Consider the following 15,206-nt stretch of genomic DNA (forward strand, 5'->3'; position numbering starts at 1 on the left):
CACCGGCCCGGAGGCCGACGAGGGGGTTCGAACAAACGTTCGTGATTGTAGCGGGGTGGCCAAAGGCACCGTGTTCGAGCCTGTCACACGGCACCGACAGTCCGATCGCCGCCGCCGGACGCTGCTCGCCATCTGCGGCGACGCACGGCACGATGGCGTGGTGAGCCCCACAGAACTCGGGGCAAGGCCCCCGTCGCCCGCCGTGCTCGAGCACCTCGCGTCCGCATCCCGGAGCCTGGTGCGCACGGTGGACTCCCTCGCCGAGGAGGAGCTGCGCGCTCCGAGCCTGCTGCCACGCTGGAGCCGGGCGCACCTGGTCGCCCACCTCGCGCTGAACGCCGAGGGGCTCACCAGCGTGCTGCGCGGGGCCGCGCTCGGCGCCGCCGTCCCCATGTACCGCTCCCCCGAGGCACGCGACAGCGACATCGAGGAGCTCGCGACCCGTGACGCCTCGGTGCTGCGCGACCGGCTTCTGGGCTCGGTCACCGAGCTCTCCGAGGCCGTCGCGACCGTGCCCGCGGACCGCTGGTCTGCGCGCGCCCAGCGCACGCCCGGCAACCGGGCCACGTTCGCCGCCGCGGACGTACCCCTGATGCGGCTGCGTGAGGTCGCCCTCCACCACGCCGACCTCGACATGCCGTTCACCCGCGCCGACTGGACCCCCGGCGTCGCCGAGCTGCTGGCCGAGTCCCTGAGCCACCGGGTGCACACACCGTGCACCCTGCACGCCCACGACCTCGGGCGGACCTGGGCGGCCGGCGAGGGCGATAGCGTCTCCCCCGGCCCCACCGTCAGCGGCACCGCCGCCGACCTCGCGTGGTGGCTCTCGGGCCGCGGAGGCGGCGACGGGCTCGACACCGACAGCGGCGAGCTGCCGCGGACAGGAGCATGGTGAGCTACACCGGAGAGGTCCGACCCGGAGGTCCCACGGACGTGCGCGAGCTGGGCGGCGTACGGATCACGAAGGTCGCGGTCGACGAGAAGATGTCGAACAACTGCTACCTGCTGCGCTGCCTCAGCACCGGCGAGCAGGCGCTCATCGACGCCGCGGCCGAGCCCGACGTGCTGCTTCCCCTGATCGGCGCCGACGGCCTGCGCACCGTGATCACCACGCACCGCCACTGGGACCACCACCGCGCGCTGCGCGCCGTCGTCGACGCCACCGGCGCCGAGGTCGTCGCCGGCGCACCGGACGCGGATGCGATCACCGAGCAGACCGAGGTCGCCGTGCAGCGTCGCCTCGAGCACGGCGACACGGTCCGGGTCGGGGCGAGCACGCTCGAGGTGATCGCGATCCCCGGGCACACCCCCGGCTCGATCGCCCTGCTCCTCGACGACCGCTCCCCGGGCGGTCACCCGCACCTGTTCACCGGCGACTCGCTGTTCCCCGGCGGCGTCGGCAACACCTTCGGCGACGCGGAGGCGTTCGCCCAGCTGATCACCAACGTCGAGGAGCGGGTCTTCGACCGGCTGCCCGACGAGACCTGGTTCTACCCGGGCCACGGCAACGACTCGACCCTCGGCGCCGAGCGCCCGCACCTGGCGGAGTGGCGCGCACGCGGCTGGTGATCGCGTAGCCCCCGGGAGCACCCCGAGGAGCCACTCGTCGTGGTCGCCGTACTGCGGTTGCCGGCAGTTCGGCCGAAACCGGCGCGGGGGCACGCGCGATGGGTCAGGATGTCTGCGTCTAGAACGGGCAGAGGGTCCGACGGGGACTGGACACCCCCGTGGGCCACGGGTTCGCCGTACTGGGCAGAACCGCCCCCTCCCCCCCCGAAGGACCCGACGTGAAGCCGCTGTTCCAGCTGACCCTCGCCGCTGCGCTGCTCGCCGCCACCTCGGCGCTCGCTCCGTCCGGGGTGACCGCCACCGGGTCGCCCACGCCGGCCGCCGCGGCCCGCGCCGCGACCGACCCCCTGGTGCGTACGGCGTCGGTACGCCGCGACTGCGCCAAGGAGACGGGCCGGAAGGCACGCCGGGAGGCCGCAGCCGCCAGTCGCGCCGGCGGCACGTCCGGCACGGCGCGGACCCGCGCCACTGCCTGCCGCTGAGGCCACACCCCCACACACGCGTCGAGGTCGGCACCCTCGCATGAGGGCGCCGACCTCGCCGACTCCGGACGAGCGCCTACCGCGCTCGCCGAGGACCGCTGTGCGGTCAGGCCTTCTTGGAGACCGCAGCCTTGAGCTGGGCGCCGGCCTTGAACGCGGGGTTGGTGCTCGCGGCGATCTCCATCGACTCGCCGGTCTGCGGGTTGCGGCCCTGGCGGGCGGCGCGGTCGCGGGTCTCGAACGTGCCGAAGCCGGGCAGGGTCACCTTGTCGCCGGAGGCCAGCGCCGAGGTGATGGAGTCCAGCACCGCGTTGAGGGCCTTGTCGGCCTGGGCGCCGGAGAGGTCAGCAGCGGCAGCAACCGCGTCGCGCAGCTCAGTCTTGTTCATGGGTGATGATCACCTTTCGAAAGTGAGGCCCCTGGAAGGCCTCTTCGCAGCGAAACGTACCCGCATCGGCGCGTCTCACCGCGTTGGCGGGGCCTGCGACACGCGCTGGTACGGCGCACGAGGCGCCGCAGCGGCGCCCCCAGACGCCTCCGAGGGCACCCCCAGCGGCCCTCGGGACCACCGTCCTGGCGGCGCCTCGCGGATTCGAACGGGCATACGATTCACGTCCTGCTGGGCCCGCAGACGCTCAGGAGTACGACGCGCGCACGACCTCGGTGACGGGGTCGGCCTGGCAGGCGAGCCGGATGCCGTCGGCGAGGTCCTCGGCGTCGAGGACGTCGTTGTGGCGCATCGTCACGTCGCCCTCGAGCAGCCGGACCGCGCACGCGGAGCACTCCCCCTCGCGGCACGAGTACGGCGCCTTCACACCCTTCGACTCCAGGTGCTCGAGCATCGTGGTGCCGGGGGCCCAGTCGTCGAAGGCGTAGGTCTCGCCGTCGAGCTCCACCTCCAGGCGCACCGGGGCCGCCGGCTCCGCGGCGGCAGCGTCTGCGGGGTCGGCCTCGGCGGCCTCGATCTCCTGCTCGGCGACCTCGACGTCGTGCAGGTCCCCGAACGGGTTGCCGCCCAGGGAGATGAACTTCTCCTGGTGACGCCGGGCCCGCGGGAAGCCCAGCTCCTTGAGCGCGGCGACGGTCATCGCCATGAACGGGCCAGGACCGCACACGAACGCGTCGGCCTCGAGGTGGTCGGCGGCGAACGCGCGCATCTGTTCCTGGGTGGGCAGACCCTGCACCGACTCCAGCCAGTGCACGACCCGCAGCCGCTCGGGGTGCTCGGCGGCAAGGCGCCGCAGCTCGGCGGCGAAGATCACCGAGCGCTCGTCGCGGTTGGCGTAGAAGACGGTGATCCGTCCCGTGCCGCCGGCCAGCGCGGTGCGGATGATCGACATCACCGGTGTGACCCCCGAGCCGGCCGCGAAGAGCAGCAGGTCGGCGTCCAGCGATGCGGGGCTGAAGATGCCGCTCGGCGGGAGCACCCGCAGCGTGTCGCCGACCCGCACGTGGTCGCACAGCCAGTTCGAGGCGTAGCCGTCGGCGGTGCGCTTGACGGTGATCGTCAGCGGGCCGTCGCCCACCGGGCTGCTGGACAGCGAGTAGCACCGCGCCGCCACCCCGGTGCGCTCGCTCGGCACCGCCACCGTGAGGAACTGTCCGGGCCGGTAGGCGAAGTGCTCCTCGGCGCCCTCGGGCACCTCGACGGTGATCGAGTGCGCGTCGGCGGTCTCCTCGACGACGTCGATGACCTTGAGCTCGAAGGAGTCGGTGTCCACGGATCTCTTCCTCGTTGGGGACGTACGGCGCGGCGGGGGGGTGCAGCGGTGCGGCGCCGACCGGGACAGGATGCCTCAGTAGCCGTCCTCGGCCCCGATCTGGATCCGCCCATCGAGAGCGGCGCCGTCGATGGCGGCGAGCAGGCGCGGACAGCCGCGGTGCAGCGACCGGGCCCGCTCCGGTTCAGGCACCCGGCGCAGCTCGGGGCACTGGTCGCGCGCGTCGCCGTACCACTGGATCGAGGTGTGGTGCTCGCTGTTCTTCTTGACCGCGACAGTGGTCAGGCAGTCCAGGCAGGACACCTCGACCAGGCGCGCGCCGGTGTAGCGGCGCTGGTCCTCGAGGGTCTCGGGGTCGCGCGGGACGAAGGAGGGCACCGGGCTCAGGACCCCGCCGCGGCCTGGCGGGCGAGGTTCTCGGCCACCTCGACCTGCCAGTACTCGTTGGCCTTGGTGGTGTCGACCTCGAACTCGAAGCGCTCGACCATCTCCGGTGCGACGTCGGCCCGGTCGACGTAGAACTGCTCATACCAGCGGCGCAGCTGGTAGACCGGGCCGTCCTCCTCGCACAGGAGCGGGTTCTGCACCGGCACCTTGTTCTTCCAGATGTGGACGTCCTGGAGGAACCCGTCGCCGAACATCTCGGCGTACTTGCGGCCGATGTAGGCCACCGACGCCTCGTCGAGGCCCTCCGGCTTCTTCACCGTGATGCCGTACTGCAGCGTGAAGGAGTCCGGGCCGGTCGGGATGTGGCAGTTGATGAGGATGACCTCGGTGAGGAAGCCCTTGTAGTCGACCTCGAGCCAGTTGATCATGTACGACGGCCCGAAGTAGGTGGCCTCGGACTTCAAGAACAGCTCCGGGGCGCCGTAGCCGCCGCTCACGTCGGGGCGGCCCTTGGAGGCCATGTACTGGGTCGCCACCGTGCCCTCGAAGACGTTGCGGAAGCTCGTCGGGAACGACAGGTGCACGTAGTAGAAGTGCGCCATGTCGACCACGTTGTCGATGAGCTCGCGGCAGTTCGACCCCTCGATCGGCACCACCTTCCAGAACCAGTCGGTGTAGGCCTCCGTGCCGACGCCGGGCAGCACCGGCGGGAGGATCGACTCATCGGGTGCCGATCCCTCGACGTCGTGCCAGATCAGCACCTGCCCGTTGCGCACCACGACCGGGTAGTGCTGGGTGCGGGCGCGCAGCGGCACCCGGCGGGCGTACGGGATCGACTTGCACTTGCCGTCACCACCCCAACGCCAGTCGTGGAACGGGCAGGCGACCTCGTCGCCCTTCACGCTGCCCTGGGTGAGGTCGCCGCCCATGTGGCGGCAGTAGCCGTCGAGGACCTTGATCTCGCCGGCGCTGTCGCGCCAGACGACGAGCTTGGTGCCGAACGCCTCGATCCCGTGGGGCTTGCCGTCGGCGAACGTCGAGGCGAGCCCGAGGCAGTGCCAGCCGCGGGCGAACCGCTCCGGTGGCGTGCCCAGGTCGAGCGTCCGGGCGGTGGTGGCGGTCTCGCTCATGACGTCCTCCGGGTGGGATCTGGACCCAAACAAGAACAGGTTATAGTTTTTCCGGTGGTGAGGCCACACCCCCGACGACGTCGTGGCGGCCTCCGACACCCGTCTGCCCCCTGGGAGCCCCGATGCATCTCGCCCTGGACCCCGAGCACGTCGCGCTGCGCGCCGAGCTCGCGGACTACTTCTCCGCCCTCGTGACCCCGCAGGTGCGCGCCGGCCTGGCCACCGCCTCCGGCGAGTTCGGCGACACCGAGGTCTACAAGTCCGTGATCCGCCAGCTCGGGGCCGACGGCTGGCTCGGCATCGGCTGGCCCGAGGAGTACGGCGGCCAGGCGCGCTCGATGGTCGAGCAGCTGATCTTCACCGACGTCGCCGCCGACCACGGCGTACCGGTGCCGTACCTGACGCTGAACACCGTCGGGCCGACGATCATGCGCTACGGCACGCCGGAGCAGAAGGAGTACTTCCTGCCGCGGATCCTCGCCGGCGACCTGCACTTCTCCATCGGCTACTCCGAGCCGGAGTCCGGGACCGACCTCGCCTCGCTGCGCACCCGTGCGACCCGCGAGGGCGAGGAGTGGGTGATCAACGGACAGAAGATGTGGACCTCGCTGATCCAGTACGCCGACTGGATCTGGCTGGCCTGCCGCACCGACCCCGACCAGCCGCGCCACCGCGGGCTCTCGATAATCCTGGTCCCGACCGACGCGCCCGGGTTCTCCTACACGCCGGTGCACACGGTCGCGGGGGTGAGCACCAGCGCGACGTACTACCAGGACGTGCGGGTGCCGGTCGGCAACCTGGTCGGCGAGCTCAACGGCGGCTGGTCGTTGATGACCAACCAGCTCAACCACGAGCGGGTCGCGCTGACCTCCTCCGCCCCGCTGGTGCAGTCGCTGCGCCTGGTGCGGCAGTGGGCGCAGGAGACCAAGAACCCCGACGGCCAGCGGGTCATCGACACCGAGTGGGTGCAGGTCGCGCTCGGGCGCGCCCACGCCCGTGTCGACATGTTGACCCAGCTGAACTTCAAGCTCGCCTCCGACGCCGACCGGGGCGTGGACCTCTCCCCCGCCGAGGCGTCGGCGACCAAGATCTACGGATCCGAGCTCGCGACCGAGGTCTACCGGGCGCTGATGGAGATCGTCGGCCCGAACGCCGCGGTCCGCGCCGACTCCGAGGGCGCGGTCCTCGCCGGGCGCCTCGAGCGCTATCACCGCTCCTCGCTGGTGATGACGTTCGGTGGCGGCACCAACGAGATCCAGCGCGACATCATCGGCTACGTGGGCCTGGGCCTGCCGGCCGCCAAGCGCTGACCGCGCGCCGACGAGCCCCCCACCGAACGGACGACGACATGGACTACTCCTTCACCGCCGAGCAGGACGACGCCGCGCACCTGGCCGCCCGGATCCTCGGCGACCACGCCACCCCGGCGCGCCTGCAGGCCGTCGAGCGCTCCGGTGAGCGCTTCGACGCCGAGTTGTGGCGAGCCCTCGGCGACGCGGGTCTGATCGGGCTCGCGCTGCCCGAGGAGCACGACGGGGCGGGGCTCGGCCTCGTCGAGCTGTGCCGCGTGCTCGTGGAGGCCGGGCGCCTGGTGGCCCCGGTGCCGCTCGCCGCGCACGGCGCCGCCAGCCTGCTCCTGGCGGAGCTCGGCACGCCCGCGCAGCGCACCGAGTGGCTCGCCGGCGCGGCCAGCGGTGAGCGGGTGCTTGCCGCCGCCACCGCCGAGGACCGCAGCAGCCTGCCGCAGCACCCCACGACCGCCGCCCGCGCCGACGGCGACGGCTATCGCGTCACCGGCACCAAGACCGTCGTGGGCGCCGGCACCCTGGCCCACGGCCTGCTCGTCACCGCCTCGAGCCCGTCCGGGCCGGCGGTGTTCCTGGTGCGCCCCGACGACGCCGGGGTCACCCTGGTGGTCCAGACGGTCTCCGACGGCGACCCGGTCGCCCGCATCGAGCTCGCCGACGTGGTGCTCGGCCCGGAGCGGCTGCTCGGCGCCCCGGACGGCAGCGCCACCGCGCGGCTGCACGACCTCGTCACGATCACCGTCTGCGCCGAGCAGCTCGGCGTGACCGAGGGGGCGCTGCGCCTCACCGCGGCGTACGCCGGGACGCGCGAGCAGTTCGGCCGCCCGATCGGCACCTTCCAGGCGGTCAGCCAACGCCTCGCGGACGGCTACATCGACGTGCTCGGGCAGCGCCTGATGCTGTGGCAGGCCGCCTGGCGCCTGGCCGAGGGGCTCCCGGTCACCACCGAGGTCGCCGCCGCGAAGCTCTGGGCGGCCGACGCGGGCCATCGGCTCGCACACACCGCCGTGCACGTGCACGGCGGCGTCGGGATCGACCTGGACGGCGAGACCCACCGCTACTTCACCCACGCCAAGCGCCTGGAGCTGGTGCACGGCGGGGCCACCGAGCAGGCGCTGTGCATCGGGCGGACGCTGGCCGCCGAGCCGGTCTAGGCGCCTCGACGCGCTCGGCCGACGCAGGGCGCGTCCCGCAGGTGCTTGGCAAGCGCGCCCAGGCATGGTGTGATCCGCACCACAACCTGACGCGTGTCAGGTGCCGACCCGCGGGAGGACCCACCATGGCCGAGACAGTCCAGCAGCGGCTGCGCGAGCTCCTCGAGGTCGACACGGTCGGCGTGCGGCACGAGGAGCGCACCTGGACCTGGCGCGAGCACCTCGCCGAGGCAGCCGCGGAGGCGGCGGCGATGATCGACCTGCTCGACGACGCCCGGCCGCCGCACGTCGGCACCCTGCTCGGCAACGGCCCGGAGATGCTCCGTGCGATGGCCGCAGCCGGACTCGGTGGCTACGTGCTCGCCGGCATCAACGACACCCGCCGCGGCGAGGGCCTCGCCGCCGACGTGCGCCGGGCCGACTGCCAGGTGCTGCTCACCGACGCCGAGCACCTGCCGCTGCTCGACGGCCTCGACCTCGGGGCGGTGCGGGTGATCGACGTCGACACCCCGGCGTACGCCGACCTGGCCGGGGCGGCGGGCCCGCTCACCGCTCTGCGCGAGGTCACGGCGAGCGACACCTTCATGCTGATCTTCACCTCCGGCACCTCCGGGGACCCCAAGGCCGTGCAGGTCGGCCACATCACGGTGCTCTTCGCGGGGCTGATGCTGGCCCAGAAGTACGAGATCACCGACGCCGACACCTGCTACCTCTCGATGCCGCTGTTCCACTCCAACGCGGTGCTCGCCGGCTGGTCGGTGGCGCTGTGCGGCGGCGCGGCGATGGCGCCCGCGCGGTTCAGCGCCTCGCAGTTCCTCGCCGACGTGCGTCGCTACGGCGCGACGTACATGAACTACGTCGGCAAGCCGCTGGCCTACGTGCTCGCGACCACCGAGCAGCCCGACGACGCCGACAACCCGCTGCGGGTCGCGTTCGGCAACGAGGGCAGCGACCGCGACATCGCGGAGTTCGCGCGCCGCTTCGACTGCGTGGTGTGGGACGGCTTCGGCTCCACCGAGCTGGCGGTCACCATCACCCGGGAGCCCGGCACCCCGCCGGGCTCGATCGGGATGCCGGCGGACGGCGTGGCGATCTACAGCTCCCGTACCCGCCAGGAGTGCCCGCGGGCGGTCTTCGACGAGCACGGCGCGCTGCTCAACCCCGAGGAGGCGATCGGCGAGATCGTCAACACCACGGGCGGCGGCTACTTCCAGGGCTACTACAACGACCCGGCCGCGAACGCCGACCGGTTGCGCGAGGGCATGTACTGGTCCGGGGACCTCGGCTACCGCGACGCCGACGGCTGGATCTACCACGCCGGGCGGACCGGCGACTGGATGCGCGTGGACGGGGAGAATCTCGCTGCGGCGCCGATCGAGCGGGTGCTGATGCGCCTGGAGGTGCTCAGCCGGGTCGCGGTGTACGCCGTGCCGGACGCCCAGGTCGGCGACCAGGTGATGGCGGCCGTCGTCCTGCGCGACGAGGCCACGCTCACCCCGGCGGACCTCGAGGGGTTCCTCGCCGCCCAGGCCGACCTGTCCCCCAAGGCCTGGCCGCGCTACGTGCGGATCGCCTCGGACCTGCCGTCGACGGCGACCAACAAGGTGCTCAAGCGCGAGCTCGCGGCCCAGGGCGCGATCGCCGGGGACGGCGTGCTGTGGGTGCGCGAGGAGCGCAGCCGGCGCTACCGGCCCGCCGACGACCCGGTGTCGGCCGTCGGCTGAGCCGGCAGCGGCGGCTCAGAGGCTGGCGAGCCGGGCGACCGTCGCGTCGTACTCGGCGACCAGGTCGGCCATCACCTCGGCGACCGGTCGGACCTCGTTCATCCGGCCGACGATCTGCCCGATCGGCATCGAGATGACGTCCGGGTCGCCGGAGGCGGTGATCCGGTTGTGCGCCTCGGCCACCAGCAGGTTCTGCAGCGGCATCGGCAGCGGGTCGGGAGCACCCTCCTCGGCCCAGGCCTCGGTCCACTTCGTCTTCAGCAGGCGCGCGGGCTTGCCGGTGTAGATGCGGGTGCGGACCGTGTCGGCCGAGGTCGCGCGGGTGAACGCCTCGGTCCAGCCGGGGCTGCCCTGGAGGTTCTGGTACTCGGTCGTGCCGAGCCAGATCGACCCGGTCCACACGCCCTGCGCGCCGAGGGCGAGGGACGCCGCCACCTGCCGTCCGGAGCCGATGCCGCCGGCCCCGAGCACGGGCACGTCCGGACCGACCGCGTCGACGATGTCGGGGGTCAGCACCATGGAGGCGATCTCGCCGGTGTGGCCGCCCGCCTCGTGGCCCTGGGCGACGATGAGGTCGACGCCGTTCGCGACGTGGCTCAGCGCGTGCTTGGCCGCGCCGGCCAGCGCGGCGACCTTGACGCCGTGCTCGTGGCACTTGTCGATGACGTCCTTGGGCGGCGAGCCGAGCGCGTTGGCGATCAGCACCGGCCGGTGGTTCAACGCGACGTCGAGGTGCGAGCGCGCCACCGAGTGCAGCCAGCCGAGCACGCCCTCGCGCCCCTCGCCCTCGGCGAGCGGGGGTACGCCGAGCTTGCGCAAGGTGTCATCCACGAAGCGCTTGTGCGCCTCGGGGATCATCGCGCCGAGGTCGACCGAGGTGCCCTCGGTGGGCACCTTCATCGGCATCACGATGTCGACGCCGTAGGGCTTGCCGTCGGTGTTGTCGTCCAGCCACGAGAGCGTCTTCTCGAGCTCCTCGGTGCCGTTGAACCGCACGCAGCCCAGCACGCCGAGCCCGCCGGCGCGCGAGACCGCGGCGGCGACGTGCTCGGAGGGGGTGAAGGCGAAGATCGGGTAGTCGATCCCGAACTGCTCGCACAGTGCCGTACGCATCAGGCGCTCGCTTCCGTGGTCGTGGGGGCGGCGGCCGCCGCCCGGTCGGCAAGGGCCATCTCCTTGGCGCGCGGGTACTGCGCCTTGCCCGTCGCGTTGCGCGGGATCTCGGGCACGACCACCATCGCCCGCGGCAGCTTGTAGCCGGAGAGGTGCTCGCGCAGGAACCCGCGCAGGTCCTCGAGCTCGAGGCTCGTGCCCTCGCGCAGCTCCACGACCGCGGCGACCGCCTGCCCGTAGGTCTCGTCGGGCACCCCGACCACCAGGACGTCGTACACCGCCGGATGGCGCTTGATCGCCATCTCGACCTCCTCGGGATAGACCTTCTCCCCGCCGGTGTTCACGCAGTTCGAGCCCCGCCCGAGCATGGTCACCCGGTTGCCGGTCTCGATCCGGGCGAAGTCGCCGGGCACCGAGTAGCGCTCGCCGTCCACCTCGAGGAAGGTGGCCGCGGACTTGACCGGGTCCTTGTAGTAGCCGACCGGCACCGAGCCGCCGCGGCCCAGGCGTCCGACCTTGCCGACGTTGGTGGCCAGGTCGAGCACCCGGTTCTGGTCGTCGAGCACGACGCTGTTCGGGCCGAGGGCCACGACCGGACCGTCGGGACTGATGTTGTCCTTGTCCTGCATGCCCATGCCCTGGAAGCCGGTCTCCGAGGCGCCGACCGAGTCGGTGTAGATCGCGTCCGGCAGCGCGGCGATCCAGCGCTCCTTGACCGGCGGGCTGAAGATCGCGGCGCTGCTGCTGATCGCGAACAGCCCCGAGGCGTCGTACGGCGCGCCGGTGGCGGCCTGCCGCTCGTACTCCTCGATCAGCGGCCGGGCCATCGCGTCGCCGGTCATGAAGATCAGCTGGACCTTCTCGCGGTCGATGATCTGCCAGGTCCGCGCCGGGTCGAAGCGGGGCTCCAGGATCGTCAGGTGCCCGGCGAACAGGTGCATCAGCAGGCCGGCCTGGGCGCCGCCGTGCATCAGCGGGCTGAGCGGGAAGGTGACCATCCGACCCGGCGACTTCGCCTGCTCGGACTGGTCGAACTCGCCGAGGACCTGGCCGGTGTAGAAGTCGATGCCGCCGCCGAGCACCCGCCAGAAGTCCTCGTGGCGCCACATGACGCCCTTGGGGAACCCGGTGGTGCCGCCGGTGTAGATGATGTGCAGGTCGTCGGCGCTGCGCTCCTCGAAGTCGCGCTCGGTGCTCTGCCCGGCGAGCGCGTCGTCCCACAGCACCCCGCCGAACGCGGAGACGTCGCTGTCGTCGTCGGGCTCGAGCACGTCGGGCATCACCACGACGTGGCGCAGCTGGTCGTGGCGCGGGAAGGTCGCCGCCACCAGCGGGGCGTAGCTGCGCTCCACGATCAGCGCGACGACGTCGGCGTTGTCGAAGAGGTAGTCCAGCTCGGCCTCGACGTAGCGGTAGTTCACGTTGATGCACACGGCGCGCAGCTTGACGACCGCGAGCACCGCCACCACGTGCTCGATGCTGTTCTTGGCATAGATCCCGACATGGTCGCCCACGCCGATGCCGTGGTCGCGGAGGTGGTGCGCGAGGCGATTGGCCTCCACCTCCAGCTCCGCGAAGGTGACCATGCGGTCCCCCACCAGCACGGCGCGGTTGTCGGGCGCGGCGTCGACCGCGTGTTCGAAGAGGTCAGCGATGTTCAGGGCCACGCCCGGAGACTAGAACACGTTCTTGTTCTTGGCTAGCATCCCGCCATGACAGCCACCCAGAACTCGTCCGCGACCGGCGCCCCGCACTGCCTGGTCGAGCAGGACGGCCACAAGCTGATCGTCACGATGAACCGTCCCGAGCGGCGCAACGCGCTCTCGGGCGAGATGCTCGCGACCATGGAGCAGGCCTGGGACCGGGTGAACACCGACGAGGACATCCGGGTCTGCATCCTCACCGGCGCGGGCGGCTACTTCTGCGCGGGCGCGGACCTGACGTCGATGTCGGCCAAGCCGCCGTCGGAGAGCTTCGAGTCCGGGGAGTACGACCCCACGGTGATCAAGGGCCTGCTCAAGGGCTTCCGGCTGACCAAGCCGCTGATCGCCGCGGTCGAGGGGCCGGCGATCGCCGGCGGCACCGAGATCCTCCAGGGCACCGACATCCGGGTGGCCGGTGAGTCCGCGAAGTTCGGCATCTCCGAGGCGCGCTGGAGCCTGTACCCGATGGGCGGCTCGGCGGTGCGCCTGGTGCGCCAGATCCCCTACACCGTCGCCGCCGACCTGCTGCTGACCGGGCGCCACATCCTCGCCCCCGAGGCCAAGGAGCTCGGCCTGATCGGGCACGTGGTCCCGGACGGGCAGGCGCTCGCGAAGGCGCACGAGCTCGCCGACCAGATCTGTGCCAACGGCCCGCTCGCAGTGCAGGCGATCCTGCGCACGATGCGCGACTCCGAGGGGCGCCACGAGGACGAGTGCTGGGCCGACGACGCCCGCGTGGGCGCCGCGGTGTTTGCCTCCGACGACGCCAAGGAGGGCCCGCGCGCGTTCACCGAGAAGCGCTCGCCGCGGTTCACCGGCCGCTGAGCCGGTCGGGGGGTTTCTCGGTGTCGGTGTTTTTCCGCGCAATTGCTGGGATTGATACCGGTTTTGCGCCGTGGCAGGTGCTTTTCCCAGCAATTGCGCGGAAAAGGCCGTAACCCCCGGCGATCCGCGCCCTCAGGCCATGGGCCGCCGACGGGGTAAGTGGACCGCCCAGTCCCAGGCAGCTCGGTGGGCCGGGTCAGACCGGGGTGATCGGCAGCGAGCGCCGGGGCTCGAAGGCGAAGTCCGCGCCGGTGCTGAACCGGGTCACGGCGACCTCGTCGGCCACCGGAGCCGGCTGCTCACGCACGAGGAGCCGGGCGACCCAGTCCTCGTCGGTGCCGGCGACCTCCACGTCGAGGTGCGGGTCCACCGCCTGCACGATCGCCTGCAGCGGCGCGGTCGACCCCGGCCCGCAGCGGGTGATCCAGGCGCCGTCCCGGGTGGCGGCGGACGGCCGCACGCGCAGCTCGTCGGCGGCGAACGAGGCGTCGACGTACGCCGCGGGGTTGAGCAGCGGGTGCAGCTCGAGCACCCGCAGCGCGCCGGCCGCCCCGTCGGGCAGGTCGAGGGCGCGGTGGAGCCGGGTGGCGGCGACGCCGGCGATGCCGGTCAGCTGCCGGGTGGTGATGGTGCGCAGGAGGTCGGCGTCCTCGCCGGCCCGGGCGCGGACGGCCAGGGTGAAGGCGAGGTTGAGCAGGTGCATCTGCACGCACACCTCGTCGGCGATCCGCACGAGGGCCGAGCGGGAGAACCGGGTGAAGTCCAGGTCCGCGAGCAGCGGGCCGGCGTAGTCGGCGAGCCCCTCGTCGGCGGGGTCGATCGGGTCCAGCACCAGTCGCGCGGCGTGGCTGCGGCCGATCACCGCGCACTGCGCGATCGCGGTCACCGGCGGATGCGCCGGGTCGATGCGCACCGTCCACGCGCAGTGCGGGCGCCGGTCCGCGGGGACGCGCGGCGGGCGGTGCAGCGGGCGCACCTGGGCGTGCGGGTTGGTCGCTACGGCGGTGGCGTCGAAGGTGGGGTCCTCGATGTCGTGGCACATCGCCCGCACGTAGTCGGGGCCCATCGGCTCGACGTCCATGAGCGCGCCGCAGTGGTCCAGGTGGAACTCGCCGTGCCACCGGTCGTGGACGGTGTAGCGGAAGTCCATGAACTGCGGCGGCGCGCCGATGTCGAGCTGGAGGCCCTTGAAGATCGTCACCACGTCGCCCTCGCCGGGCTCGGGGGCGTAGCCGAGCGCGTGCTGCATGCGCTGGGTGTAGATCGGCGAGGAGGCGGCCCACTCCTCGATGGCGATCTGTGCCATCGCCTCGCGTCCGAAGGCGCTGATGCACCAGGCCATCCCGGAGCGGTCGATCAGCTGTCCGATCAACAGCAGCTCGGGCACGAGCACGGCGAGCTCGTCGCGGGACAGGTCGGCGTACCGGCTGGGCATGCGGCTGATCGTGGGTTAGCCGGGCTCCGGTGTCAACAGTGTTGACAGGGCGGCGCCGTAGTGGCGGGCGACGAGCACCGGGTCCGCGTCGGTCACCGCGGGGTCCTCCAGGATGACCAGGGCCTCGAGCAGCCCGCCGACCTGGGCGGCGACGAGGTGGGCCCGCAGCGTGGCGTCCGGGCCGGCCAGCCGTGCCGCAAGGGGCCCGGCCAGGGTCGCCCTCATCGCGGCGAGCAGGCGCTCGCGCACGGCCGCGCTGTCACTGGCCCGGATCATCGCGCGGTACGGCGTGCGCAGGACGCCCGAGAGCCGCTCGTCGAGCACCAGGGCGACCAAGCGCTCGCCCAGCTCCTCGAGCGGTCCGTCGAGCACCGGCGAGAACGGGCCGTCGAGCGCCACGGTCTCCAGGAACAGCTGCTCCTTGGACCCGAAGTGCCGGATCACCAGTGCCGGGTCGACGCCGGCCGCGGCGGCGACCGCGCGCACCGACGTCGCGGCGTAGCCCTGCGCCATGAACTGGCGTCGCGCCTCGGTGGCGATGGCGTCCCTGGTGCGGCTCACGGGGCGAGGCTAGCGAGACGCTCGCCGGTGCCGGCCCCGCCGGCGGGTCGCGGTGGGTGCCGGTGGGTTGCGCGTAACTCCGCAATTGCGCGGAT

15 protein-coding genes are annotated in these 15,206 nt (G+C 72.4%); 7 read left to right on the top strand and 8 right to left on the bottom strand.

Translation table 11 applies throughout. The features are described 5' to 3' along the window. The first annotated feature begins 160 nt into the window (after positions 1 to 160). The 3 genes from GFH29_RS10535 to GFH29_RS10545 all read left to right on the top strand — a co-directional run bounded on the left by GFH29_RS10535 (position 161) and on the right by GFH29_RS10545 (position 2,051). Positions 161 to 895, top strand: a complete 735-nt coding sequence (locus GFH29_RS10535; RefSeq protein WP_194288928.1) for a maleylpyruvate isomerase family mycothiol-dependent enzyme — start codon at positions 161 to 163, stop codon at positions 893 to 895. Then, complete coding sequence (locus tag GFH29_RS10540) at positions 889 to 1,569, top strand: MBL fold metallo-hydrolase (protein WP_153337224.1); 681 nt, start codon at positions 889 to 891, stop codon at positions 1,567 to 1,569. Before GFH29_RS10535 ends, GFH29_RS10540 begins: the two co-directional genes overlap by 7 nt. A 218-nt stretch (positions 1,570 to 1,787) precedes the next feature. Further along, positions 1,788 to 2,051: a hypothetical protein gene (locus tag GFH29_RS10545; protein ID WP_153323449.1), complete on the top strand. Its 264-nt coding sequence runs from the start codon at positions 1,788 to 1,790 to the stop codon at positions 2,049 to 2,051. 106 nt (positions 2,052 to 2,157) lie between these two features. Here GFH29_RS10545 and GFH29_RS10550 read toward each other — a convergent pair whose 3' ends face one another. The 4 genes from GFH29_RS10550 to GFH29_RS10565 all read right to left on the bottom strand — a co-directional run bounded on the left by GFH29_RS10550 (position 2,158) and on the right by GFH29_RS10565 (position 5,289). Further along, the gene (locus GFH29_RS10550; protein ID WP_153323451.1) at positions 2,158 to 2,439 is read right to left on the bottom strand and encodes an HU family DNA-binding protein; all 282 of its coding nucleotides are present in this window, start codon (positions 2,437 to 2,439) and stop codon (positions 2,158 to 2,160) included. A 247-nt stretch (positions 2,440 to 2,686) separates the two neighbouring features. Then, positions 2,687 to 3,772 (bottom strand): ferredoxin--NADP reductase, encoded by a 1,086-nt coding sequence (locus tag GFH29_RS10555; protein ID WP_153323452.1) that lies wholly within the window; start codon positions 3,770 to 3,772, stop codon positions 2,687 to 2,689. Positions 3,773 to 3,847: 75 nt separating this feature from the next. Then, positions 3,848 to 4,150 (bottom strand): hypothetical protein, encoded by a 303-nt coding sequence (locus GFH29_RS10560; protein ID WP_153323454.1) that lies wholly within the window; start codon positions 4,148 to 4,150, stop codon positions 3,848 to 3,850. Between the two features lie 5 nt (positions 4,151 to 4,155). After that, a complete protein-coding gene (locus tag GFH29_RS10565) occupies positions 4,156 to 5,289 on the bottom strand; it encodes a Rieske 2Fe-2S domain-containing protein (protein WP_153323456.1) in 1,134 nt (377 codons plus the stop codon). 122 nt (positions 5,290 to 5,411) lie between these two features. Here GFH29_RS10565 and GFH29_RS10570 point away from each other — a divergent pair, with 122 nt between their 5' ends. The 3 genes from GFH29_RS10570 to fadD1 all read left to right on the top strand — a co-directional run bounded on the left by GFH29_RS10570 (position 5,412) and on the right by fadD1 (position 9,474). Next, complete coding sequence (locus GFH29_RS10570; protein WP_153323458.1) at positions 5,412 to 6,599, top strand: acyl-CoA dehydrogenase family protein; 1,188 nt, start codon at positions 5,412 to 5,414, stop codon at positions 6,597 to 6,599. Positions 6,600 to 6,637: 38 nt separating this feature from the next. Continuing rightward, positions 6,638 to 7,750 carry an acyl-CoA dehydrogenase family protein gene (locus GFH29_RS10575; protein WP_153323459.1) on the top strand — a complete coding sequence of 371 codons (1,113 nt, stop codon included), beginning with the start codon at positions 6,638 to 6,640 and terminating at the stop codon, positions 7,748 to 7,750. Positions 7,751 to 7,875: 125 nt separating this feature from the next. Then, complete coding sequence (gene fadD1 / locus GFH29_RS10580) at positions 7,876 to 9,474, top strand: fatty-acid--CoA ligase FadD1 (RefSeq protein WP_153323461.1); 1,599 nt, start codon at positions 7,876 to 7,878, stop codon at positions 9,472 to 9,474. Between the two features lie 15 nt (positions 9,475 to 9,489). Here fadD1 and GFH29_RS10585 read toward each other — a convergent pair whose 3' ends face one another. Next, on the bottom strand, positions 9,490 to 10,587 hold the full coding sequence (locus tag GFH29_RS10585) for an NAD(P)H-dependent flavin oxidoreductase (protein ID WP_153323463.1): 1,098 nt from the start codon (positions 10,585 to 10,587) through the stop codon (positions 9,490 to 9,492). Continuing rightward, positions 10,587 to 12,254: an acyl-CoA synthetase gene (locus GFH29_RS10590; RefSeq protein WP_153323465.1), complete on the bottom strand. Its 1,668-nt coding sequence runs from the start codon at positions 12,252 to 12,254 to the stop codon at positions 10,587 to 10,589. Before GFH29_RS10590 ends, GFH29_RS10585 begins: the two co-directional genes overlap by 1 nt. A 45-nt stretch (positions 12,255 to 12,299) precedes the next feature. Between GFH29_RS10590 and GFH29_RS10595 the strand changes: the two genes are divergently transcribed. Then, entirely contained in the window at positions 12,300 to 13,115 is an 816-nt protein-coding gene (locus GFH29_RS10595) for a crotonase/enoyl-CoA hydratase family protein (protein WP_153323467.1), read from the top strand. Positions 13,116 to 13,311: 196 nt separating this feature from the next. Here the strand turns inward: GFH29_RS10595 and GFH29_RS10600 are convergent, their stop codons facing one another. After that, positions 13,312 to 14,550, bottom strand: coding sequence for a hypothetical protein (locus tag GFH29_RS10600; RefSeq protein WP_153323469.1), 1,239 nt, complete (start codon positions 14,548 to 14,550; stop codon positions 13,312 to 13,314). Between the two features lie 15 nt (positions 14,551 to 14,565). After that, positions 14,566 to 15,111, bottom strand: a complete 546-nt coding sequence (locus tag GFH29_RS10605) for a TetR family transcriptional regulator (RefSeq protein WP_153323470.1) — start codon at positions 15,109 to 15,111, stop codon at positions 14,566 to 14,568. Between the last annotated feature and the right edge of the window lie 95 nt (positions 15,112 to 15,206).

The sequence above is a fragment of the Nocardioides sp. dk884 genome, from assembly GCF_009557055.1.
Taxonomy (GTDB): Bacteria; Actinomycetota; Actinomycetes; order Propionibacteriales; family Nocardioidaceae; genus Nocardioides.